The sequence below is a fragment of the Halococcus sp. PRR34 genome, assembly GCF_028617175.1.
GTDB classification, from domain to species: Archaea; Halobacteriota; Halobacteria; order Halobacteriales; family Halococcaceae; genus Halococcus; species Halococcus salifodinae.
Genome location: NZ_JAQJDA010000016.1, coordinates 20,052 through 40,296 on the forward strand (window position 1 = coordinate 20,052; position 20,245 = coordinate 40,296).

A 20,245-nucleotide genomic window follows, 5' to 3' on the forward strand; every position below is an offset into this window, starting at 1 on the left:
CCCCCACGTCGCGGGCCGATACGACCACCGGATTCGCCGTTCGAGCGGATCGCTCCGCAGTCATTCTCGATGCAGCCTCACGCCGACCGAAACCAGCGATCGTCGTCTCGCAGCGTTACAGGTCGCGCGTCTGGACGGTCTTTCGGTCGTTGTCCGCGGCGCGCCGGGCAGCGTCGTCGAGGAGCTCCGCGACGTCCTCGTCGAGGGCGTCGTAGAAGTCGGCCGCAACGTTCTGGTCGTCGAGTCGGTCCTTGACCGCTGATTTCACGATGAAGTCCGCCATACGTACTCTACTCGTTTCGATCCGCACTTATATCCTATCGAAGCGGAGTGGAAGTAGAACGACGTTCGGTGGTCGACCGACCGCGCGATGTCGCGGGACGATGCCGTGGAACACGTTCATGCGTGCGCACGACGAACGGTCACCGATGCGTGCTGGCGTCATCGTCGCAGGCGGACGCTCGATGCGGTTCGGCGATCGGGACAAGGTCACCGCCGACCTCGCGGGCGTCTCGATGATCCGCCGGGTCGCCGACCGTCTCGTGGGTGTCGTCGATACACTCGTCGTCAACTGCCGAGCCGACCAGATCGAGGCCATTTCGACGGCGCTTGCGGGGTTGGACGCACGATACGCCACCGACGCCGATCCCGATCGTGGACCGGCAGCCGGCATCCGAACCGGGCTCGATTTCGTCCGGGCCGAACAGCCCACGGTCGAGTATGCGGCCGTCGTCGCTGCCGACATGCCGCTCGTCGATCCGAGATTCGTCTCGCATCTGTTCGATCGGGCCGCCGGCCACGACGCGGCGGTTCCTCGATCCGACGACCGTCTCCAGCCGCTTCAGGCAGTGTACCGCGTCGACGCGATGGCCGACGCGTGTGCGGCGGCGCTCTCGCGGGACGAACACCGAGTTACTGCGGCGGTGGCCGATCTCGATCGCGTCGTGATCGAAGAGCAGGAGCTGCGCGAACACGCCGACGCGGCGACGCTCACGAACGTCAACACGCGCGCGGGGATCACGGCGATCGCTGATCGGTTCAGCGATCAGGCCGAGTAGCCCGTCGCTGTCGCTCGACTACTGGGATCGCGGCGATCACAGGAATCACTCCCGTCGACGATCGTCGCTACGCGCCGACGTACTCGTCGTTGACTTCCCAGCCGCCGTCACCGTCCCGGACCATGTACTCGCCGTAGTACGGCACCCGGTTGTGGACGACCTCGCGGAACGCGTCGCGGATTTCGTCCCTGGTCATCTCGCCCATCGACCGGAGGTCGTCGTTCCGGTTGAGACAGCCCTTGAGATACCCCTCGTGAGTGACCCGGACCCGGTGGCAGTTCGCACAGAAGGTTTCGTTGCCGACGGGGTCGACGATCTCGACCATCCCACCATCGACCCAGTAGCGCCGCCGATCGTGCATCTCGCGGTGTTCGATCCGATCGGCACGCTCCGCGAGCCAGTCGTGAACCCGTTCGATGTCGATCGCCCACTCGGGGTGGCCCGCGATCTCGGGCATGTACTCGATGAGCTGGAGCTGGAGTCCCGCGTTCGTGGCGACGTGTTCCACCATCTCCGGGATGAATTCTACTGTGCCCTCGAACACCACCATGTTGAGCTTCACGGGGTCGAGACCGGCGTCGAGCGCGGCCTCGACGCCTTCCAGCACGCGCTCGTACGCACCGGATTCGGTGATCTCGGCGAACGCTTCCCTGTCGATCGCGTCCTGAGAGACGTTCACGCGGTCGAGGCCCGCCTCACGCAATCCCACCGCGCGCCCCGGAAGGAAGGTCCCGTTGGTCGTCAGTGAGGTCTCCATGTCGTCGGGCGTCCGGCGGACGATCTCCTCCAAGTCGTCGCGGAGCATCGGCTCGCCGCCGGTGAACTTGACCTTCCCGACATCGAACTCACGGGCGACTTCGAGGAATCGAACGACGTCATCCGTGTTCATCTCGTTTTCGGCGGGCTCCATCGGGCCGCGCGTGTCGCCGAGTCCTTCGTTGTGGCAGTAGACACAGTCGAAGTTACAGCGATCGGTCAGGGAGACACGCACCCCCGAAACCTCCCGACCGAATCCGTCGACGAGCATAGTCGTCTTATTCGTCGCAAACGGTTAAGCCTGTGCGAACGTGCCACAGTTGGCACGATCGACCCGAGATCGACGTGTCGATACACATACACTCCGATCTCGTGTTCGTGGGTATCGATCGCATGTCGATCGCACGCAAAAGTCAAATCCCAGGAGGGATACTGGTTCGGTAGTGGTCCCCAACACGTCCCGCCGTGGGTTCCTCACCGGAGTAGCCGCGCTCGGTCTGACCGGCGTGGGCGAACGCGTCGGTGCACAGTCCTCTCAAGCAGCGGGAACGATCCGCCTCGGCGGCGAGATTCCTGGCTGGCGGGGGCGCGACCCGGCGACGATCCAGGGCGAGACGAACCCCACACTCGCTCTCGAACCGGGTCGGGTCTACCGGATCGTGTGGGAGAACGTCGACGGCACGCCCCACAACGTCGCGCTGCTCGGCGCCGACGGCGGTGCGATCGAGCGCACCTCGTTCGTGACCGAGCGCGGCGCGACCCAGACGTTCGACTTCGTCGCCACCGAGACGATGGCGGAGTACGTCTGCGAGGCCCATCCGGGCTCGATGCGCGGCGACATCCGGATCGCGGGCGAGGAGTCCGCGAACGACGGCGGTGCTGGCGACGGCAGCGCCGGCGACGACACGGACGGAAGCGACCGCTTCATGCCGCCCGGTCCGACCGTGCGGACCGAGACGGTCGCCGACGGGCCCCTGAGCGCACCACTCGGGTTCGAAGTCGCTCCCGACGACCGCGATCGCCGGTTCGTCGTCGACCAGATAGGGAAAATCCACGTTCACGGTTCCAACGGACTCGCCAAGGAACCGTTCCTCGACATCACCGATCGACTCATCGACTTCTCATCCGCGCGGACCGACTCGATCGAGGAACGCGGGCTGCTCGGACTCGCCTTCCATCCCGATTTCCGGGAAAATCGTCGGTATTACGTCCGATACAGCGCCCCACCTGCGCCGAACACTCCCGAGGGCTACACCCACATCGAACGGCTCTCGGAGTTCACGGCGGGTGAGAACGGCCGGCGAGGTCGCCCCGACGCCGAACGAGTACTCCTCGACATCCCGTCGCCGCATTACACCCACAACGCCGGCTCGGTCGCGTTCGGTCCGAACGGGTATCTCTACATGGGAATGGGCGACGGCGGCGGCAGCAAACTCGAAGCCGGCCACGCCGAGGACTGGTACGCGAACAACGGCGGCAACGGCCAGAACGTGACCGAGAACCTCCTCGGGTCGATCCTCAGAATCGACGTCGACGATCGGGGTGGATCCGAACCCTACGGCATCCCCGACGACAACCCACTGGTGGGCAGACCGGGCCGCGACGAGCACTACGCATGGGGGTTCCGGAACCCGTGGCGGATGAGCTTCAGTAGTGGAGAACTGTTCGTCGCCGACGTCGGCGCGAGCAACTACGAGGAGGTGAACGTCGTCGAGAAGGGTGGAAACTACGGCTGGAACGTTCGCGAGGGGAGTCACTGTTACAGCACCGGCAGCCCCACGGACCCGCCAACGGCGTGTCCCGAACGGACGCCACCCGACGTCCGTGGCGGCGAACCGCTCGTCGATCCGATCGTAGAGTACCCCCACGTCTACGAGGGCAACAGCGTGGGGCTCGCGGTCATCGGTGGCCACGTCTACGACACCGACACGATCCCGGACCTCGACGGGGCGTACGTCTTCGGCGATTACAGCCTGAACGGCGAGCCCCGCGGATCGCTGTTCGCCGCGACGCCATCCGCCGAGGACGGGCAGTGGTCGCTCGAAGAGCTCCGGGTCGCCGGCGGCCCCGATGGCTCGCTCGACGCCTACCTCCTCGGGATCGGCCAGGACGCGGCGGGCGAGCTGTACGCGCTCACGACCGACGTGCTGGGCGTCGATCCTGCGACCACGACCGGACGGGTGCAGAAGCTGGTCCCGGAGACCTCCGCGACGGAATCGACGGCGGGAGACACGCCCGCAGCGGAATCGGCGGGGACGGAGAACGGAACGGCGACGAACGGCTCGGGAGCGGAAAACGGGAGCGACACTGCGAGCGACGCTCGTGGGCCGGGGTTCGGCGCAGTCGCAGCGCTGGGTGCGGTCGGCAGCGTCGCAGCCGCCGCGATCGCCCGGTCGCTCGCCGGCGATGGAGACGGGGGCGACGGATGACCTACAACCCGAGTTCGCGCCCGATGACGAGGTGCTGGATCTCGCTGGTGCCCTCGCCGATCTCCATCAGCTTGGCGTCGCGGTAGAAGCGCTGGGGCGCGAAGTCGGTGGTGTAGCCGTAGCCGCCAAGAACCTGGACTGCGTCCTCGGCGATCTCGCGGGCGGCCTCGCTCGCGTCGAGTTTCGCGAGCGCGCTCTCGCGGTTGACGTCCTGTCCGGCGTCGTACTTCGTCGCGGCCTTGTGAGTCAGGAGGCGCGCGCGCTCGATCTTCCGATCCATCGCCACGATCTTGTTCCGAACCGCGTCGAACTCCGAAATGGGCTGGCCGAACTGCTCACGTTCGGTGGCGTAGGATTTCGCGGCCTCGTAGGCCCCCTGACCGAGCCCCACCGAAAGGGCGGCGATCGAGATCCGGCCGCCGTCGAGGGTTTTTTTGGTTTGGTTCCACCCGTCGCCCTCGTTCCCAAGGAGTCGGTCCTCGGCCAGGCGAACGTCGTCGAGCTGGATCTCGCAGGTCGGCGAGGCGTTGAGCCCCATCTTGTCCCAGATCGTGGTGACTTCGAACCCGTCGTCCGCGGGATCGACGATGAAGGTGGAGATGCCGTCGTAGCCCGCGTCGGGATCGGTGACGGCTTTGACGAGCACCGACCCGGCTTCCGAGGCGTTCGTGATGAACTGTTTGGTGCCATTCAGCACGTACTCGTCGCCCTCCTTCTCGGCGAGGGTGTCCATGTCGCTCGCGTCGCTGCCGCTGCTGGGTTCGGTCAGCGCCCAGCCACCGATGTGGTCGCCCTCGGCGAGTGGCCGAAGCCAGCGCTCTTTCTGCTCGTGCGTGCCGAACAGTTCGAGTGGTTTCGAGGCGAGGCTGACGTGGGCGGCGTAGGAGAGCCCGATCGAGCCCGAGACCCGGCCGAGTTCCTCACAGACGAGCGCGTACATCAGCTGATCGCCGCCGAGCCCACCGTACTCCTCGCTGATCGGGACGCCCATCACGTCGAGCGCGCCGAGCTGGTCGAAGATCTCGGCGGGATAGCGGTGCTCGTCCTCGATTTCCTGGGCGATCGGCTCGATTTCGTCCTCGCAGAAGTCCCGCACCGTGTCGCACATCATCCGGTGTTCGTCGGGCACCTCGAAATCCATGCGCTCCCTACGGCGGCACGAGGATAAAAACTCCCGGCAACGATTGCGAACCTGGGCGATCGAATCCGACCCCAACGTTGATGCTCACAGCCGACGAGCGAGTGCTATGTGGTTCGGCATCATTGACCATTATCTCGACAGACGGCCCCATGCGTTCGGCCGAGAGTTCGACGAGCAGCGGGCCGCGACGACCGATCCACGGTCGGAGAGCGCCGTTTCGTCGGCCACCGAATACGCGAACGAGAGCCAGCCACTTCGCTGACGATGGCGCCCAAAACCGCCACCTACGACTACATCGTCGTCGGCGCGGGGTCGGCGGGCTGCGTGCTCGCGAACCGCCTCAGTGCGGACGCGGAAACGTCGGTACTGCTGCTCGAAGCCGGCGAACCCAACGAGCAGCGCGAGATCGACATCCCGGCCGCCTTCCCCGAACTGTTCGAGAGTTCGGTCGACTGGGAGTTCTACACCGAGCCCCAGACCGCGATGAACGGCCGCGAACTCTACTGGCCGCGGGGCAAGACCCTCGGGGGGTCGAGTTCGATCAACGCGATGATCTACATCCGGGGTCACCGGGCGGACTACGACTACTGGGCATCGCTGGGAAATGAGGGATGGAGCTACGACGATATGCTCCCTTACTTCGAGCGAAGCGAACACTTCGAGCCAGGCGACGCGACGCACCACGGCCAGGGTGGCCCGCTGAACGTCACCACTCCCCGATCGCCTCGATCGCTCTCGGAGACGTTCGTGGACGCTGCGGTCGAGGTCGGCAACGCCCGCAACGACGACTTCAACGGCGAACACCAGGAAGGTGTCGGGCACTACCACCTCACCCAGAAAAAGGGCGAGCGCCACAGCGCTGCCGATGGGTTCCTGAAGCCGGTTCTCGACCGCCACAACCTGACGGCACGAACCGGCGCACAGGTCACACGGATCGCGTTCGACGGCGACCGCGCGACCGGCGTCGAGTACGAGATCGACGGCGATCGGGTTCGGGCCGACGCCCAGCGCGAGATCGTCCTCTCGGCGGGCGCGATCAACTCACCCCAACTGCTCATGCTCTCGGGGATCGGCGACGCCGAACATCTCCGCGAACACGACATCGGGGTGCGCCACGACCTGCCCGGCGTTGGGCGCAACCTCCAGGATCACCTGTTCGCGACCGTGGTCTACGAGGCCACGAACGCGGACACGATCGACGACGCTGCCAAGCTCCGTCATCTTCCCAAATACGCCCTACTCAAGCGCGGCCCCCTGACGTCGAACGTCGCCGAGGCCGGCGGGTTCGTCAGGACGAGCCCGGACGAGTCGGCACCCGATCTCCAGTACCATTTCGGGCCGGCGTACTTCATGCGCCACGGATTCGACAACCCCGAGAAAGGTAGCGGATTCTCGATCGCCGCGACCCAGCTCCGCCCGGAGAGTCGTGGGCGGATCAGCCTCGACTCCGCGGACCCGTTCGACGCGCCCGCCATCGATCCACGATACCTCACCGAGCCGGCGGACATGGAAGCGCTCGTCGACGGTCTCAGGCGGGCACGCGAGATCGCCCGTGCCGACGCCTTCGAAGAGCATCGGGGTGAGGAGGTCTGGCCCGGCGAGGCCGCACGCACCGACGAGGAGCTCGAAGCGCACATCCGCGAGACCTCACAGACGGTCTACCATCCGGTCGGCACCTGCCGGATGGGCGACGATCCGATGGCCGTCGTGGACGACCGCCTGCGGGTCCGCGGCCTCGACGGCCTCCGGGTCGTCGACGCCTCGGTCATGCCGACGATCACCGGCGGCAACACCAACGCGCCGACGATCGCCATCGCCGAACGGGCCGCCGATCTCATCGCAGCGGGCAGTTAGCTCGTCGCTGGCGGTAACGGTCGTGCAGTCGGAGCCGGTACGACTGCTCGGCCGTTGCCAAGTTCCGAAGTCAAAAGACGGGGGCTCCTCTATGGAACCCGTGGCGTTCCGTCGATTCATCCGGGGTGAGGTCGATCCCGAGCGACTCGAAGCCGTCTGTGCGGCGGTCGCCGCCCGCTACGGGGCGTCGGTCGAGCGGATCGACCGCCTCGACGCCGACAACTGGCTCTCGACGCCCTGCGTCCTGAACGAGCGGTGGTTCGTGAAGGTCATCACGCCACAGAACGCCCTGGTCCACGGGCTGCTCACCACGGGCCGGAACCTCGGTGCGTTTTCGAGCGGGACCGAGGGCTTCTTCGAGCGCTTCGCGGACCCGGTTGAGATGGCAGAGCACGAACGCGACGCGACCCGCCGGCTGCGCGGTATCGGTGTCAACGCGCCCGAACCGCTCGAAGCGTTCGCCCACGAGGAGTTCGGCGTGCTCGTGTTCGAGTACCTCCCCGCGTTCCGCACGCTCGACGCGCTCCCGACCGACGAGGCCCGCACGCTCGCGCCCGACGTGTTCGGCGTGCTCGCGCGGATGCACGCGGCGGAGCTCGGCCACGGCGATCTCCGGGCGGAGAACGTCCTCGTCGCCGACGGCGAGCTGTACGTCATCGACGCGACGAGCGTGCGAGGGGACGCCGCTGCCGACGTTCGATCGTACGATCTCGCCTGCGGGCTCGCGGCACTCGAACCGCTGATCGGGGCGCGGGCGGCGGTCGACGCCGCCACCGAACACTACGGCGTCGACGACCTGCTCGCCGCTCGCGAGTTCGTCGATTTCATCAACATGCGCCCGGATCACGACTTCGACGCCGCGTTGCTCCGCGGCGAGATCGAAAAGCGCGCGGCGTAGCCCGGTGTGTCGTCGCCATCGGCGACAGCTATACGTGATTTCCACTCGTTCGAAGGGCGTGACCGAACCGATTCAGGCACGACCGACGGGAACGGAGGAGTTCGTCGAACTGCTCGAACATCTCCCGAGCGACACGACCGAGCGGGAGGCGATCACCGTCGAAGCACCCTACACCGGCGAGCCGCTCGGCTCGGTCCCGGCCCACACCGAGTCCGACGTGGAGAGGGCGACCGAGCGCGCCGCTGACGCCCAAAAATCGTGGGCCGATCGGTCGTTCGGCGAGCGGGCGGCAGTAGTGAAGCGGTATCACGATCTCGTGCTCGACCGCCAGGACGAGCTGCTCGATCTCGTCCAGCGCGAGAGCGGCAAGAGCCGGCGGGCGGCCTACGAGGAGCTCCTCGATGTCGCCATCACGAGCCGGTACTACGCCTACCACGGCGAGGATCACCTCACGTCGCGCCGACGGACGGGTGCGCTGCCGTTGCTGACGAAGACCGTCGAGCACCACCATCCTGTGGGGGTCGTCGGGATCATCGCACCGTGGAACTACCCCCTGACGCTCGCGGTCTCGGACGCGATCCCCGCGCTGCTCGCGGGCAACTCGGTGGTACTGAAACCGGCCGAGGAGACGCCGTTCACCGCGCTGCTCGCGGTCTCGCTCCTCCGTGAGGCCGGCCTTCCCGAGGACGCCCTCCAGGTCGTCACGGGGCACGGCTCCACGATCGGCCCGCCGCTGATCGAGAATTCTGATTTCCTGATGTTCACCGGCAGCACCGAAACCGGAAAGACCGTCGCCGAGCAGGCCGGCGCGAACCTCACGAAGTGCTCGATGGAGCTCGGCGGGAAGAACCCGCTCCTGGTGTTCGACGACGCCGATCTCGCCAAAACTACCGAGGGCGCGATCCGTGGCTGCTTCACCAACGCCGGACAGCTCTGCATCTCGCTCGAACGATGCTATCTTCAGTCGGGCGTCCGCGACGAGTTCGAGCGGCGGTTCGTCGCGGCCGTCGAGGACCTCGATCTCGGGACGAGCCTCGACTACGGCCCCGACGTTGGCTCGCTGGCGTCGGCCGACCAACTGGAGAAGGTGAAGTCACACGTCGCGGACGCGCGCGAGAAGGGTGCGACCGTGCTCACCGGCGGCGAGGCGCGCCCGGACGTCGGACCGTATTTCTACGAACCGACAGTGCTCGCCGACGTAACGCCGGACATGACGGTGGCAAGCGAGGAGACGTTCGGCCCGGTGGTGTCGCTGTACGAGTTCGAGGGTACAGAAGAAGCCATCGAGCGGGCGAACGACTCCGATCGGGGGCTGAACGCGAGCGTCTGGACCGAGGACACGGAGCGCGGCCACGCCGTCGCGAAACGGATCGAGTGTGGAACGGTCAACATCAACGAGGCGTACGTCGCGGCGTGGGGGTCAGTCGACGCGCCGATGGGCGGGATGAAGGAATCGGGGCTCGGTCGGCGACACGGCCGCGAGGGCATCCAGAAGTACACCGAATCCCAGACGGTGGCCGAACAGCGCGTGGCCCCGCTCGCCGCGCCGCCCGGCGTTCCCGAGTGGCTGTACACCACGGGGATGACGGCCGCGCTGCGCGCGATGAAGCGGATTCCCGGCCTTCGGTAGGGCCGAAGCGTCGTCATCGCCTCTCGGCCGTGTCCGGTGTGAACAGCGCGACGTTTTTGTACCCGGCCCGCGCAATTCTTGCCGAGATGAGTCAGCAACTCAGTGAGCCGTCGGAGCACTACGTCGACGGCGAATGGACCGACGGAGAGGGAACCGAAACGTTCGAGAGCATCAACCCGGCGACGGGCGAGACGCTCGGCGAGTTCCACCGAGGCACCGATTCGGATGTCGACCGCGCGCTCGCAGCCGCCGACGAGGCCTTCGAGGAGTGGAGCGCGCTGTCGTACATCGACCGTGCGGAGTACCTCTGGGACATCTACCACGAACTCAAGGATCGTCACGAGGAGCTGGGCGAGGTCGTCACGAAGGAGTGCGGCAAGGAGATTTCCGAGGGGAAAGCGGACGTGACCGAGGCGTGGCACATGGTCGAGTGGGCTGCCGGCAACGCCCGCCATCCCCACGGCGACGTCGTGCCGTCCGAAATCCCCGGCAAGGACGCCTACATGCGACGGAGCCCTCGTGGCGTCGTGGGCTGTATCTCGCCGTGGAACTTCCCGGTCGCGATCCCCTTCTGGCACATGGCGGTCACGCTGGTCGAAGGCAACACCGTCGTCTGGAAGCCCGCCGAGCAGACCCCGTGGTGTGGCCAGGTCATCGCCGAGATGTTCGAGGACGCCGGGATTCCCGACGGCGTGTTCAACATGGTCCAGGGCTACGGCGACGCCGGCGAGGCCATCGTCGACGACGACCGCACTGATACCGTGCTGTTCACGGGCTCGGCCGAGGTCGGCCAGGAGATCGCCGGTGAGGTCGGCGGCCAGCCCGGCAAGCTCGCGGCGTGTGAGATGGGCGGCAAGAACGGGATCATCGTCTCCAGCGAAGCCGACATGGATACTGCGGTCCACTCCGCCGTCATGTCGAGCTTCAAGACCACCGGCCAGCGGTGTGTTTCCTCCGAGCGGCTGATGATCCACGAGGATCGCTACGACGAGTTCAAGGAGCGCTTCGTCGACGTCGCCGAGGACGTCGCTGTCGGCGACCCTCTCGAAGAGGACACGTTCATGGGGCCGCTGATCGAGCCCGATCACCGAGAGAAGGTCACCGGCTACAACGACCTCGCACGCGACGAGGACGTCAACGTGCTCGTCGACCGCGCGGATCTCGACGACGACGAAATTCCCGACGGTCACGAGGACGGCAACTGGATCGGGCCGTTCGTCTACGAGGCCGATCCCGAAGACGACCTTCGCGTGACTCACGAGGAGGTCTTCGGTCCCCACGTCGCTCTCCTGAAGTACTCCGGTGACATCGAGGACGCCGTCGAGCTTCACAATGACACCGAGTACGGCCTCGCGGGAGCGATCATCTCCGAGGACTACCGCGAGATCAACTACTTCCGCGACAACGCCGAGATCGGGCTCGCCTACGGCAACCTCCCCTGCATCGGCGCGGAGGTTCACCTCCCGTTCGGTGGGGTGAAGAAGTCGGGCAACGGCTACCCCAGCGCGCGTGAGGTCATCGAGGCCGTCACCGAGCGCACCGCGTGGACGCTCAACAACTCTGAGGGGATCGAGATGGCACAGGGACTGTCGGCCGACATCACGACCGACGAGGACTGAGCGGCGGAGCGACGACCACACTCGGTTTTGTGGCACGTGGCTCAGTTGAACCCGTAAAGTGCGCCATTTTGATATTTTCCACGGCTAAAGCCGTGGGAATCCACGGTAGGATATCACGGTTCGCAACCCACCATCGGCAGACGGCCACGCGTTACCGTGGCCTCGAAGTCGGACATCGAACGCGAAGGGACGTTACCCGTCCACCGTCGCAGTGCCGTGACGGGGAGAGCCGGAGTCCACTGACATCACCTACTCTGATCGATCGAACTTTTGCAGATCATCAACTGCTGCGTCCGACCAATCGTAGAACGGCTCCTCGATATCGCGGAGCGTCTCGACGCACTCGTTGTACCGGCGACGAGCCTCGGGTTCGTACGTGTCATCGGGGTGGGCCTGAATCCACTCGTGGAGTTCCCCGAGTGCTTGCGGCGAGTAGGTATCGATCTTCCCCTGTTCGGTGAGGAGTTCGAGTTTCTGACCTTCGTCCCGAAGCGTGCGAACCAACGCCCACACGGCCGGCACCCATAGGACCGAAATCGAACCGATCATGACGACCCAAGCGGCCGTACTGAGCGCCATTTCAGTCACCCCCGGAGGCTACGTTGGTGCTCTCCCGCTGTCGCACCACGCGCATGACGAGCACTGCCCCAGTAAGCAAGACCGTCATGAGGACGACCCCGCCGACCGTCTGCAACGTCGAACCCGCAATGTTCGTCAAGAGGTAGTAGGCCATGATGAACACCATCACGAGCGGGATGACGTATTTGATTACCGGGTTCCACCACGAACCGATGTAGACGTCCGCGTTGCGATTGAGTTCGATAACGCGGAGGCGTTCGGGGCCGATCTTCCAGCCGACCGTACCGATAATCAGCAGCGTTGCCAGCGGCAGCCCCCAGTTCCCGAACATGAAGTCCATCGTGCCGAGAAACGCTGAGGAGTAGGCGCTCGGAATCCCGAGGAGCCAGACGATCGTACAGACGACGAGAACGGTCTGGGTTCGATCCAGCCGTGTTTCCTCGATGATCGTCGACACGCCGATCTCGGTGATGACGATACCCGTCGACAGGGCCGCGAAGAAAAAGCCGACGAAAAAGACGATCGCCCAAATCGGGCCGCCCGCCATCTGGGGGAACACGCTGACCAGCGAGACGAACGTCAGCTCGGCACCGGCGGTTGGCTCGAGCCCAAATGCAAAGACCACGGGAAAGACGGCGAAGATCGACAGGAGTCCGATGCTGGTGTTGCCGATCGCAGTGAATATCCCCGCTCCTAGCGGGATGTCGTCGTTCTGGCGGAGGTAGCTCCCAAAGGTGAGCGCGATCCCCCATCCCAGGCCGGTCGAGAACAGCGCCTGTCCGAGGGCAGCGATCCACGTCTGGCCGCGAACGAGATAGTTCCAGTCCGGCGTGAGCACGAAGGCGAGCCCTGCAGTCGCGCCCGGTAGTGTCAGCCCACGCACAGCGACCACGATCAGCGTCACGACCAGCAGCGGGATCATCCACTTCACGACGCGTTCGATCCCACGCTTGATACCGAAGAGGAGGACACCACCCACCAGTACGGTCGCGATCGTGTGGGTACCGATCGTGAGCAACGGTGAGGCCGTGAACTCGTTCCAGAAAGCCACGGACTCGAAGCCAGGCTGAGAGAACGTGAGCAGGAACGAGTGTGCCACGTAGTAGGTGACCTGTCCAACCACGGGGAGATAGTACGAGGTGAGAGCCATCGTGACGACGACGACGACGAGGCCGAACCCCTCCGACCAGCCGCGTCCATACGTTTTCTTGAACGCTCCGATGACTCCCTGTTTGGTGTACGAGCCAAGCGCGGTCTCGGCCATCAATCCGGGTATCGCGATCACGAAGAGAAGGATGATATAGGCCAGGAGAAATGCTCCACCACCGTTCTGACCGGTCGTGTACGGCATCCGCCAGATGTTACCCGAGCCCACCATCCCCCCGAGCATCGCCATCAGAAATCCGAACCGAGTCCCCCACTCTTCGCGGGCCGTCCTCGCTTCGTTCTCGTTTGCCATGAAATACCGGATCATCCATCTAAACTGAGGTGGATAAAAGCATCGGTCACGATAGTTCGATCAAGACTCTGGGACTGGTCCGATTCTCTGATATGCTCCAGCTGGTACGACGGGAGATTCGTTACTGACTCGTCATTTCTGCGAGGTCGCGTTGACTACTGCGTCTACAACGTCGAACAGGCCGTCAAACAGTGAATCCCGTCGCCTCTACGGGTTCAATAGCGCCGTGGCACACTGATCGAACCGGCGTCGCTGGGGCTTACCGGTTTTGAGTGTATCGAGCGAAACGGGGTGGGGGTGGGGGTGCGGTGGGCGCGGTGGTGGCGGGCGCGTTGTTGCCGGCTGCAACGAGAAAAGCGTCACGTACCGGCACCTAGGATAAGGTTCGTGCGCCGGATAAACCTCTCGTTTCCCGTCTATCGTCGCCGATCGCGCCACGCCGGAAACTCCTCGCGGACCGTCTCGACCCGGCCGGGATCGATGTCGGCGGTGACGGTGGCCGGTGCGTCGTCGGTCTCGGCCAGCACGTCGCCCCACGGATCGTACACCGTCGAGCGTCCACAGAGCGCCGTTTCCGAGGCGTCGGACGCTTCGCTCTCGAACACGCCGGAGCCGTTGCAGGTCGCCACGAACAGTTGATTCTCGATCGCTCGCGCTCGCGGGAGGAGCTGCCAGTGTTCGACTCTGGGGTATGGCCACGCACTCGGAACCAGAATCAGGTCCGCGCCAGCTTCCGCGAGATCGCGGTACAGTTCGGGGAAGCGGAGGTCATAGCACGTCGTCATCCCGACCGTGAATCCGCCGATGTCGGCCACGCCGAGCGACTCGCCGGGCACGAGCAGGTCGGCTTCGGCCGAGTCGTACCCAAACAGGTGGTGCTTTCGGTAGGTCGCCTGGCGTTCGCCCGATCGATCGAATAACACCGACGCGTTCGCGAGACCGCTTTCGGCAGGCGTCGCCAATCCGTCCGCCGCGCTCGCCGCGAGATCCTCGACGATGCTCCCCGCGAGCACGGCCACGTCGTGATGGTTTGCGGCGTCGGCCACCGAGCCGAGTGTTGGCCCGGCGAGCGATTCTGCACGCTGCTCGTACTCGTCGAACGTGAAGTACCCGACAGTGAAGATTTCGGGGAGACAGACGAGCTCCGCACCCGCCGCGGCCGCGTCCTCGATCGCGCCCAGCGCCCGCTCAACGTTGCCAGCGACATCGCCGGCCTCGATCCGGAGCTGGAGGAGCGCGAGTTCCATCAGGCCTCGATTTCGGCCGCGTTCCGGATAGCGGTTTCGAGGTTGTCGAGCTCGCCGTCGAGGTTGCGTTTGAAGAAGCGCTCGACGCCCGGTACTTTCCCCTCGACGGTGAAGCGATTCCTGAGTCGCGTGCCGCCGCCATCAAGCGGTTCGAGATCGTGTTCGCCGATGACGCGCATCACGCGCGAACGGCCGACGAACTCGACGTGTTCGGGTGATTCACGAACGGTGTCCTCGGTCTCGACCGCGATCGTCTGGCTGACGAACGGGATCGGGAGTGAGATGTGCCACGTCGCGTGGGTGTCGTCGTGGACGTCGAACGACTCGACGACGCTGATCGGGCGCGCGCGTTTCGCCGGGTCGGCGATGAACTCCCAGACGCGCTCGGGCGAGGCTTCGAGTTCGAAGGTGCGTTCGACCCGGACAGTCATATCGAGTAGAGGGCTCGGTCGGGTAAAAGTCCGCCGACCCGAGAAAGCACGGCCGCGATCGATCGGCTGTCGTTCGGTCGACGAGTCCGGACAGTCAGCCCGGCGAAACGCGCCACGTCGTCGACTTGGCGCGACCCCACTTCTCGATCTCGATGTCGTCAGTGCGCTCGGCCAGCCGCGGGAGGCGAACGCCGACCTGCTTCGAGCTCAGGCCGAGCTGCTCGGCGATGTTTTTGGATCGGAAGTACCGTTCGCCACGCGACACGCTGTCGTGGAGGTACGCGAGAATACGGCGGTCTTCCTCGGTGAAGTCGCTCATTGTACGTACTACGGCCGTGACGTCCTTAACCCTTTGTGGCGAATCGAGCCGCTCCTGTCTCCGTCGTCCTCACCCAGTGAGGTGAATCCCGACCACGAGGATCGCACCGGCGAGCACCGCGGCCGCAAAGCCCCACGCGGCGACGACCTGACTGTGCGCGAGCGCGGCGGCGAACGCCACGAGCGCGCCAGCGAGTCCGAGCAACCCGAACAACACCGCAAACCCTACACTGCGGTCGCTTCCGACGGTTTCGGTAGCCATGCCACCGCTATCGGCGGCGGGGACTTATACTGTCGGAAAGAACGAACCACGAGTCCATGCGTGAACACCCGATCGCTGTCCCGCGATTCGTTCGTCTTCGATGGGTGAAGACGTTTTTCCGACAGTATCGTTCCATGCCGCGGAGGTTATGCCGCCGCCGGCCCGATCCCAGCCAATGAGGCGATCGCCACCCGGATGAGCCTGCGTGGCCTGTTGCGCACCCTCGTGATCGCCGTCGTCGTTCTCGGGCTGATCGTCGGCGGGGCGGTGGTGTTCGGCGTGATCGAGCGACCGTCGATCGTCGACTCCGAGAGCCGGTTCGCCGGGGTGAACGCGAGTACGACCGTCGTCGATACCGACGTCGTCGTCACCAACCCGAACCCGATCGGCGTCCGCCTCAGCAACACCACGGTCGGCCACACCATCACGATGAACGACATCGAGATGGGCACTGGGAAGAAAAACGGGTTCGAGCTGAGCGACGGCAACACGACGATCGGTCTCACGACCGCCATCGACAACCAGCGAATTCCCGCGTGGTGGGCGAGCCACGTCGCGAACGGCGAGCGATCGCAGGTCGTCGCGACCGCGCGCGTGCGCTCGTCGCTACTCGGTCGCACGGCCAGCGTCAGCGAGACCGAAACGATCGAGACCCACATCACGGATGGGTTCAATTCGACCGAATCGCGGCCGGTGAACGCGAATCTCCCGCTCGTCGACGATCCGGTGCTGGTCGTCGACCGAACGAGCGCGACGTGGGGCGAGGTGACCGACGAGGCGACGCCGTTGGCCACCGAGATCGTCGTCTCGAACCCGACGTCGATCCCGTACGCGATCAGTCGGATCGACTACGAGGTCACGATGAACGACGTGACCGTCGGCAACGGGACCACTGCCCGCGGATACACCGTCCCCGCCGGTGGCCAGGAGACGATCCGTGGGGACGTGGCGATCGATAACAGCAAACTCGACGAGTGGTGGGTGTCACATATCGAACGAGAGCAACAAACCGAGCTCCAGGTCGATTTCACTGCCGTCGTCGAACTCCCCGACGGTGAGACGGTCCGAGTCCCGCTCGACGAGCTCGGGTACACCACCCAGGTCGAGACCGACGTGCTCGCCGCCGACGGCTGATCGACCGGAGCGGTCGTCCCTTGGGAAGTGGCTTCCCATCGGTGTTCGGTACTAGCAAGGTAATTGTGTCCCCGGTTACGAGACGAGACCATGCAACGGCGGTCCGCGATCGTCGTGGCCCTCGCGATCTGTGCGGTGTTCGCGGGCTGTTCGCAGTTGGCCGCGCCTGTCGACGAGGGGACACCGACCGCGACGACGGAGTCGACGGCTCCCATCACCGCATCGCCAACCGACACGTCCCAGTCGGCCGAAGCGACCCCAACGGCGACCGAAACCGCGTCGGCCACGACGGCCGCAACGCCGACGCGAACCACTACGACGACGCCGACTGCAACCGTGACGGCGACAGCAACCGCGACTGCGACCGCAATACCGACTGCAACCGCGACGCCGACGCCAACAGCAACGCCGACCCCGACCCCCACACCGACACCGGAACGTCCGCCGACGGCGACTCCGACACCGTCCACGACGGCCACGTCGACTGCCTCAACCCCGCCATCGACGACAGCCTCGGGATCGCCGACACCGCAGTCAGCACAGCTAACCATCACACGCCTCGACGCCGAGAACGAGACGGTCGTGTTCCGCAACGCCGGCAACCGATCGCTCGATCTCGATGGGTACGTCGTGGACTTCGACGACGGGCAACAGCACACGTTCTCCCGGTACGTCCTCCGACCCGGTGAGACAGTCACGCTCAACACCGGGCGGGGCGACAACACCGGTGCCGAGCGCTACGCTGGCTTCTTCTATCCAGTGATCAACGACGCCAGCGATACGGTGCTCGTCGAGACACCCGGTGGACGGATCGTCGACGCCCGACAGGTGTCGGCAGAAACGTCGACCTCGGGTGGGTGAGATCACGCTGGATCGCGTGAACTGTGGGCGCGATCGAGCCCGTTGCTACAGGATCGTGGTGTGTTCGGACTCCTCGTTGAGCGCGAGATTCGTCGCGATCTCGGCGTTCCGGACGGCGTACTCCGCCGTCTTGGCGAGGCTGACGAGCACCTCACGCACCCGGAGGAGACTCTCGTTGTCCATCTCGGGCAGGTCGTCCAAGATCTCGCTCTCGCGGTCGTTGATCTCGGCGAACTGCCGCCGGACTTCGATCGTGCGCTCGAAGTCGCGTTCGACGGCCGCCTGGACCGCGAGTGCGGAGATCTCGTCGACCTGATCGGTGAACTCCCGGATGCGGCGCATCGTCGCGTCGTCGACATCGAGGGTGTGGCCCGGCGTTTCCATCGCGATGTCGGCGATGTCTTCTGCGTTGTCCGCGGTGAGTTCGAGGTTCTTCGCGATGGCGCGATACCCCACCAGGGGAAAGCCGTCGTCGAGGTCCACCGCCCGCGCGAGGTTGGGGTTCTGGTAGGCGGTGAAGATCAGCCGAAGGAGAAGGACGAAGATCTTGTTGGCCTGGCGCTCGCGGTTCAGCGCGCGCTGGGCGAAGTCGGGGTTGCCGAGCGCGAGCGCCTTCACCGCCTCCTCGCGCATCGTCGAACCCGTGGATTCGAGCCGTTCGAGGAGGTTGTCGAGCGTGAAGTCCTCGGGATCGACCGAACACCGGATCGCGATACGCTCGGGAGTCTCCTCGATCACGCCGAGGCCCATCAGCTGGGTTTCGGCGTTGTAGACCGCGTTGATGTGTTCGGAGTCGAGAGTACCTTCCGCGACCTCGACGTGGATCACCCGTCGACCGAGGACGTACTGCGCGACGATCGCGCGCTCGACCGCGTCCGCGTCGAGGTTCTCGGCGTGGATCGTCGCCTTCGACTCCTCGGTCTGGGCCGACTCCGACAGCACCGTCAGCGTCCCCTTGCCGCCCATCCGAAGCGACACCTCGTCGCCCTTCTCGACATCGTGTGCCGACGCCCACTCGGCCGGTAACGTCATCGCCAGCGTCGAGGGGCCCAGCCGCTGGACCTTCCGCGTCTCAACCATACCGGGAGTCGACGCGCCCACACACCTTAATCTTCTCCCTATGTCACTAAACGAAGTCGGCGGCCTACTAGCTCACTGGCTGAACGCTAGACGACCTTCATCAGCCGGCGCTCGACCCGCCCGATCCTGACCTTCCGCCAGCCCCGGAGTTCGTCGTCGAGGTCCGTGTCGCCAGTATCGACGCGCAGCACACCGATGTCGTCGAGCTTGCGGCGCGAGGCGACGATCTCGACATCCGACTGTCGGAGCACGTCGGGCGAGAGCTGCTGGTTGCCGCGGCCGAAGACGAACCCCTGGCCACCGATCGGCGAGACGACCACCACGTTCCGGTCGCCGAGGCACGCGAGGATCTCGTCGGCACTCGCGTCGCGGGCGAGCACCTCGCCCGCCGGCCACTCGCCCGCATCCGGCCCCGCCGGGTCCGCACGCCAGACGTCGACGCCGAGCGGCGTTCCTTCGAATCCGAGTTCGTCCGCGATCGCCCCGACGGTGCTGCCGGGACCAAGTACGTACGTCGTGCCAGGCTCGATCTCGCTCGCGACCCCCGCCGCGAGCGTTGCGACGGTGCCGCCGCCGAGCTGTTTGCTCGATTGGATCTCCTCGGCGACTGGAACCTGGGCGAGCGCTCGAAGCTCGGTGTGGACCTCGCCCTCGCGATAGGCGTCCTCGTCGATGTCGTTCACCTCGCGGGACTCGGTGTCGTCGAACGTCGCCGCGATCCGACCTGCCGCGCGGGGCGAGACCGCGAACACTGAGGAGTAGATCTTGACGCCAGCCGGTACCCCCAGAATCGGAATTTCACTACTACGCTCTTCGAGCGTCTCGGCGACGTCGACTGCGGTGCCGTCGCCGCCGACGAACAGGACTAAATCGACCCCCTCGTCTCGCGGCTCCGCCGCTCGACCGTTCCGTTCCGCCGCCGGCGGAACGTGCTCGGCGAACCGCCGGACGGCCTCACGGGTGTCGGCAGCCCCGGTCTCCGTGGGCGGGTCGGTCACGACTTCGCATTCGAAATCGACATCGTGGACGATCGACGCACCCATCTCGCCGCCGGCAGCAAGGAGTTCGATCGTCTCGTCCGCGTCCGCAGCGTGAGTAACGAGCGACGCGAGCGCGTCACGGGCGCGACCTGGTGCGCGCGGCTCTGCGCCGCGTGCCCGTGCCTCCTTGACCTTGCCATCGGTCCCTTTCAACCCGACACGGCCACCCATCCCGGCGATGGGATTCACCACGAAGCCGACCCGTCGCATACCCTCGCTATCGCCGGCGACGAGAAAAGCGGTCCGGCTCCGGCGGTAGTGGTTCGAGTTGGTGTAGCTCGGATGGAACGCTTAAATCCCGGGCGCGCAAGCGTCCGGCATGAGCGAGATCGGCGTACTCCTCCAGGAGGGCGTGCAGACGGGTGTCATCAACGGAGCCGGCTACGCGGTCGGAATCGCGGGGATCGTCATCGCCGCGGTTTGGTGGGCGTATCTCTACCGCTGAATCC

General features: G+C 65.5%; 21 protein-coding genes. 10 read left to right on the plus strand and 11 right to left on the minus strand.

The genetic code is table 11. From position 1 onward, the window contains the following. Positions 1-115: 115 nt before the first annotated feature. Positions 116-283, minus strand: a complete 168-nt coding sequence (locus PHA81_RS15935) for a hypothetical protein (RefSeq protein WP_005038638.1) — start codon at positions 281-283, stop codon at positions 116-118. Between the two features lie 145 nt (positions 284-428). Here PHA81_RS15935 and PHA81_RS15940 point away from each other — a divergent pair, with 145 nt between their 5' ends. After that, positions 429-1,058: a molybdenum cofactor guanylyltransferase gene (locus PHA81_RS15940; RefSeq protein ID WP_049909759.1), complete on the plus strand. Its 630-nt coding sequence runs from the start codon at positions 429-431 to the stop codon at positions 1,056-1,058. A gap of 67 nt (positions 1,059-1,125) precedes the next feature. On the opposite strand, the gene moaA is transcribed toward PHA81_RS15940, so the two are convergent. Continuing rightward, positions 1,126-2,085: a GTP 3',8-cyclase MoaA gene (moaA, locus tag PHA81_RS15945; RefSeq protein ID WP_005038641.1), complete on the minus strand. Its 960-nt coding sequence runs from the start codon at positions 2,083-2,085 to the stop codon at positions 1,126-1,128. A gap of 172 nt (positions 2,086-2,257) precedes the next feature. Here moaA and PHA81_RS15950 point away from each other — a divergent pair, with 172 nt between their 5' ends. Beyond that, complete coding sequence (locus PHA81_RS15950; protein WP_005038642.1) at positions 2,258-4,243, plus strand: PQQ-dependent sugar dehydrogenase; 1,986 nt, start codon at positions 2,258-2,260, stop codon at positions 4,241-4,243. 1 nt (position 4,244) lies between these two features. Here the strand turns inward: PHA81_RS15950 and PHA81_RS15955 are convergent, their stop codons facing one another. Next, on the minus strand, positions 4,245-5,384 hold the full coding sequence (locus tag PHA81_RS15955) for an acyl-CoA dehydrogenase family protein (RefSeq protein WP_005038643.1): 1,140 nt from the start codon (positions 5,382-5,384) through the stop codon (positions 4,245-4,247). A gap of 106 nt (positions 5,385-5,490) precedes the next feature. Between PHA81_RS15955 and PHA81_RS15960 the strand changes: the two genes are divergently transcribed. From PHA81_RS15960 to PHA81_RS15980, 5 genes are all read left to right on the plus strand, one after another. Continuing rightward, on the plus strand, positions 5,491-5,646 hold the full coding sequence (locus PHA81_RS15960) for a hypothetical protein (RefSeq protein WP_161606928.1): 156 nt from the start codon (positions 5,491-5,493) through the stop codon (positions 5,644-5,646). Positions 5,647-5,648: 2 nt separating this feature from the next. After that, a complete protein-coding gene (locus tag PHA81_RS15965; protein WP_005038645.1) occupies positions 5,649-7,238 on the plus strand; it encodes a choline dehydrogenase in 1,590 nt (529 codons plus the stop codon). A gap of 100 nt (positions 7,239-7,338) precedes the next feature. Continuing rightward, complete coding sequence (locus PHA81_RS15970) at positions 7,339-8,136, plus strand: RIO1 family regulatory kinase/ATPase (RefSeq protein WP_049909760.1); 798 nt, start codon at positions 7,339-7,341, stop codon at positions 8,134-8,136. Between the two features lie 58 nt (positions 8,137-8,194). Next, entirely contained in the window at positions 8,195-9,766 is a 1,572-nt protein-coding gene (locus tag PHA81_RS15975) for a succinic semialdehyde dehydrogenase (RefSeq protein ID WP_005038647.1), read from the plus strand. A gap of 86 nt (positions 9,767-9,852) precedes the next feature. Further along, positions 9,853-11,385 carry an aldehyde dehydrogenase family protein gene (locus PHA81_RS15980; protein ID WP_005038648.1) on the plus strand — a complete coding sequence of 511 codons (1,533 nt, stop codon included), beginning with the start codon at positions 9,853-9,855 and terminating at the stop codon, positions 11,383-11,385. Between the two features lie 249 nt (positions 11,386-11,634). Here PHA81_RS15980 and PHA81_RS15985 read toward each other — a convergent pair whose 3' ends face one another. From PHA81_RS15985 to PHA81_RS16010, 6 genes are all read right to left on the minus strand, one after another. Beyond that, positions 11,635-11,964, minus strand: a complete 330-nt coding sequence (locus tag PHA81_RS15985) for a hypothetical protein (protein ID WP_005038649.1) — start codon at positions 11,962-11,964, stop codon at positions 11,635-11,637. Position 11,965: 1 nt separating this feature from the next. Continuing rightward, entirely contained in the window at positions 11,966-13,423 is a 1,458-nt protein-coding gene (locus PHA81_RS15990; RefSeq protein ID WP_005038650.1) for a sodium-dependent transporter, read from the minus strand. Between the two features lie 416 nt (positions 13,424-13,839). Beyond that, positions 13,840-14,670 (minus strand): carbon-nitrogen family hydrolase, encoded by an 831-nt coding sequence (locus PHA81_RS15995; protein ID WP_005038652.1) that lies wholly within the window; start codon positions 14,668-14,670, stop codon positions 13,840-13,842. After that, positions 14,670-15,101 carry an SRPBCC family protein gene (locus PHA81_RS16000; protein WP_005038653.1) on the minus strand — a complete coding sequence of 144 codons (432 nt, stop codon included), beginning with the start codon at positions 15,099-15,101 and terminating at the stop codon, positions 14,670-14,672. The genes PHA81_RS15995 and PHA81_RS16000 overlap by 1 nt, the downstream gene beginning before the upstream one ends. Positions 15,102-15,195: 94 nt before the next feature. Further along, positions 15,196-15,420: a hypothetical protein gene (locus PHA81_RS16005; RefSeq protein WP_005038654.1), complete on the minus strand. Its 225-nt coding sequence runs from the start codon at positions 15,418-15,420 to the stop codon at positions 15,196-15,198. A 69-nt stretch (positions 15,421-15,489) separates the two neighbouring features. Next, the gene (locus PHA81_RS16010; RefSeq protein ID WP_005038655.1) at positions 15,490-15,681 is read right to left on the minus strand and encodes a hypothetical protein; all 192 of its coding nucleotides are present in this window, start codon (positions 15,679-15,681) and stop codon (positions 15,490-15,492) included. Positions 15,682-15,876: 195 nt separating this feature from the next. Between PHA81_RS16010 and PHA81_RS16015 the strand changes: the two genes are divergently transcribed. Both PHA81_RS16015 and PHA81_RS16020 read left to right on the plus strand, forming a co-directional pair. Continuing rightward, positions 15,877-16,815, plus strand: coding sequence for an LEA type 2 family protein (locus PHA81_RS16015; protein ID WP_005038656.1), 939 nt, complete (start codon positions 15,877-15,879; stop codon positions 16,813-16,815). A gap of 90 nt (positions 16,816-16,905) precedes the next feature. Beyond that, a complete protein-coding gene (locus tag PHA81_RS16020; RefSeq protein WP_005038657.1) occupies positions 16,906-17,676 on the plus strand; it encodes a lamin tail domain-containing protein in 771 nt (256 codons plus the stop codon). Between the two features lie 45 nt (positions 17,677-17,721). Here PHA81_RS16020 and PHA81_RS16025 read toward each other — a convergent pair whose 3' ends face one another. Together PHA81_RS16025 and PHA81_RS16030 are read right to left on the minus strand one after the other, a co-directional pair. Next, a complete protein-coding gene (locus PHA81_RS16025) occupies positions 17,722-18,756 on the minus strand; it encodes a phosphate uptake regulator PhoU (protein ID WP_005038658.1) in 1,035 nt (344 codons plus the stop codon). An 86-nt stretch (positions 18,757-18,842) separates the two neighbouring features. Then, positions 18,843-20,006, minus strand: coding sequence for an ATP-NAD kinase family protein (locus PHA81_RS16030; protein ID WP_005038659.1), 1,164 nt, complete (start codon positions 20,004-20,006; stop codon positions 18,843-18,845). Between the two features lie 109 nt (positions 20,007-20,115). On the opposite strand from PHA81_RS16030, the gene PHA81_RS16035 reads away from it, so the two are divergent. Further along, the gene (locus tag PHA81_RS16035) at positions 20,116-20,241 is read left to right on the plus strand and encodes a hypothetical protein (protein ID WP_273837564.1); all 126 of its coding nucleotides are present in this window, start codon (positions 20,116-20,118) and stop codon (positions 20,239-20,241) included. Positions 20,242-20,245: the final 4 nt, after the last annotated feature.

Coding starts and splice junctions, on each gene's coding strand:
- PHA81_RS15960 (WP_161606928.1), top strand. CDS start 5,491: ATGTGGTTCGGCATCATTGACCATTATCTCGACAGACGGCCCCATGCG.
- PHA81_RS15940 (WP_049909759.1), top strand. CDS start 429: ATGCGTGCTGGCGTCATCGTCGCAGGCGGACGCTCGATGCGGTTCGGC.
- PHA81_RS16000 (WP_005038653.1), bottom strand. CDS start 15,101: ATGACTGTCCGGGTCGAACGCACCTTCGAACTCGAAGCCTCGCCCGAG.
- PHA81_RS16015 (WP_005038656.1), top strand. CDS start 15,877: ATGAGCCTGCGTGGCCTGTTGCGCACCCTCGTGATCGCCGTCGTCGTT.
- PHA81_RS16010 (WP_005038655.1), bottom strand. CDS start 15,681: ATGGCTACCGAAACCGTCGGAAGCGACCGCAGTGTAGGGTTTGCGGTG.
- PHA81_RS15955 (WP_005038643.1), bottom strand. CDS start 5,384: ATGGATTTCGAGGTGCCCGACGAACACCGGATGATGTGCGACACGGTG.
- PHA81_RS15965 (WP_005038645.1), top strand. CDS start 5,649: ATGGCGCCCAAAACCGCCACCTACGACTACATCGTCGTCGGCGCGGGG.
- PHA81_RS15995 (WP_005038652.1), bottom strand. CDS start 14,670: ATGGAACTCGCGCTCCTCCAGCTCCGGATCGAGGCCGGCGATGTCGCT.
- PHA81_RS15935 (WP_005038638.1), bottom strand. CDS start 283: ATGGCGGACTTCATCGTGAAATCAGCGGTCAAGGACCGACTCGACGAC.
- PHA81_RS16005 (WP_005038654.1), bottom strand. CDS start 15,420: ATGAGCGACTTCACCGAGGAAGACCGCCGTATTCTCGCGTACCTCCAC.
- PHA81_RS15980 (WP_005038648.1), top strand. CDS start 9,853: ATGAGTCAGCAACTCAGTGAGCCGTCGGAGCACTACGTCGACGGCGAA.
- moaA (WP_005038641.1), bottom strand. CDS start 2,085: ATGCTCGTCGACGGATTCGGTCGGGAGGTTTCGGGGGTGCGTGTCTCC.
- PHA81_RS16035 (WP_273837564.1), top strand. CDS start 20,116: ATGAGCGAGATCGGCGTACTCCTCCAGGAGGGCGTGCAGACGGGTGTC.
- PHA81_RS16020 (WP_005038657.1), top strand. CDS start 16,906: ATGCAACGGCGGTCCGCGATCGTCGTGGCCCTCGCGATCTGTGCGGTG.
- PHA81_RS16030 (WP_005038659.1), bottom strand. CDS start 20,006: ATGCGACGGGTCGGCTTCGTGGTGAATCCCATCGCCGGGATGGGTGGC.
- PHA81_RS16025 (WP_005038658.1), bottom strand. CDS start 18,756: ATGGTTGAGACGCGGAAGGTCCAGCGGCTGGGCCCCTCGACGCTGGCG.
- PHA81_RS15990 (WP_005038650.1), bottom strand. CDS start 13,423: ATGGCAAACGAGAACGAAGCGAGGACGGCCCGCGAAGAGTGGGGGACT.
- PHA81_RS15985 (WP_005038649.1), bottom strand. CDS start 11,964: ATGGCGCTCAGTACGGCCGCTTGGGTCGTCATGATCGGTTCGATTTCG.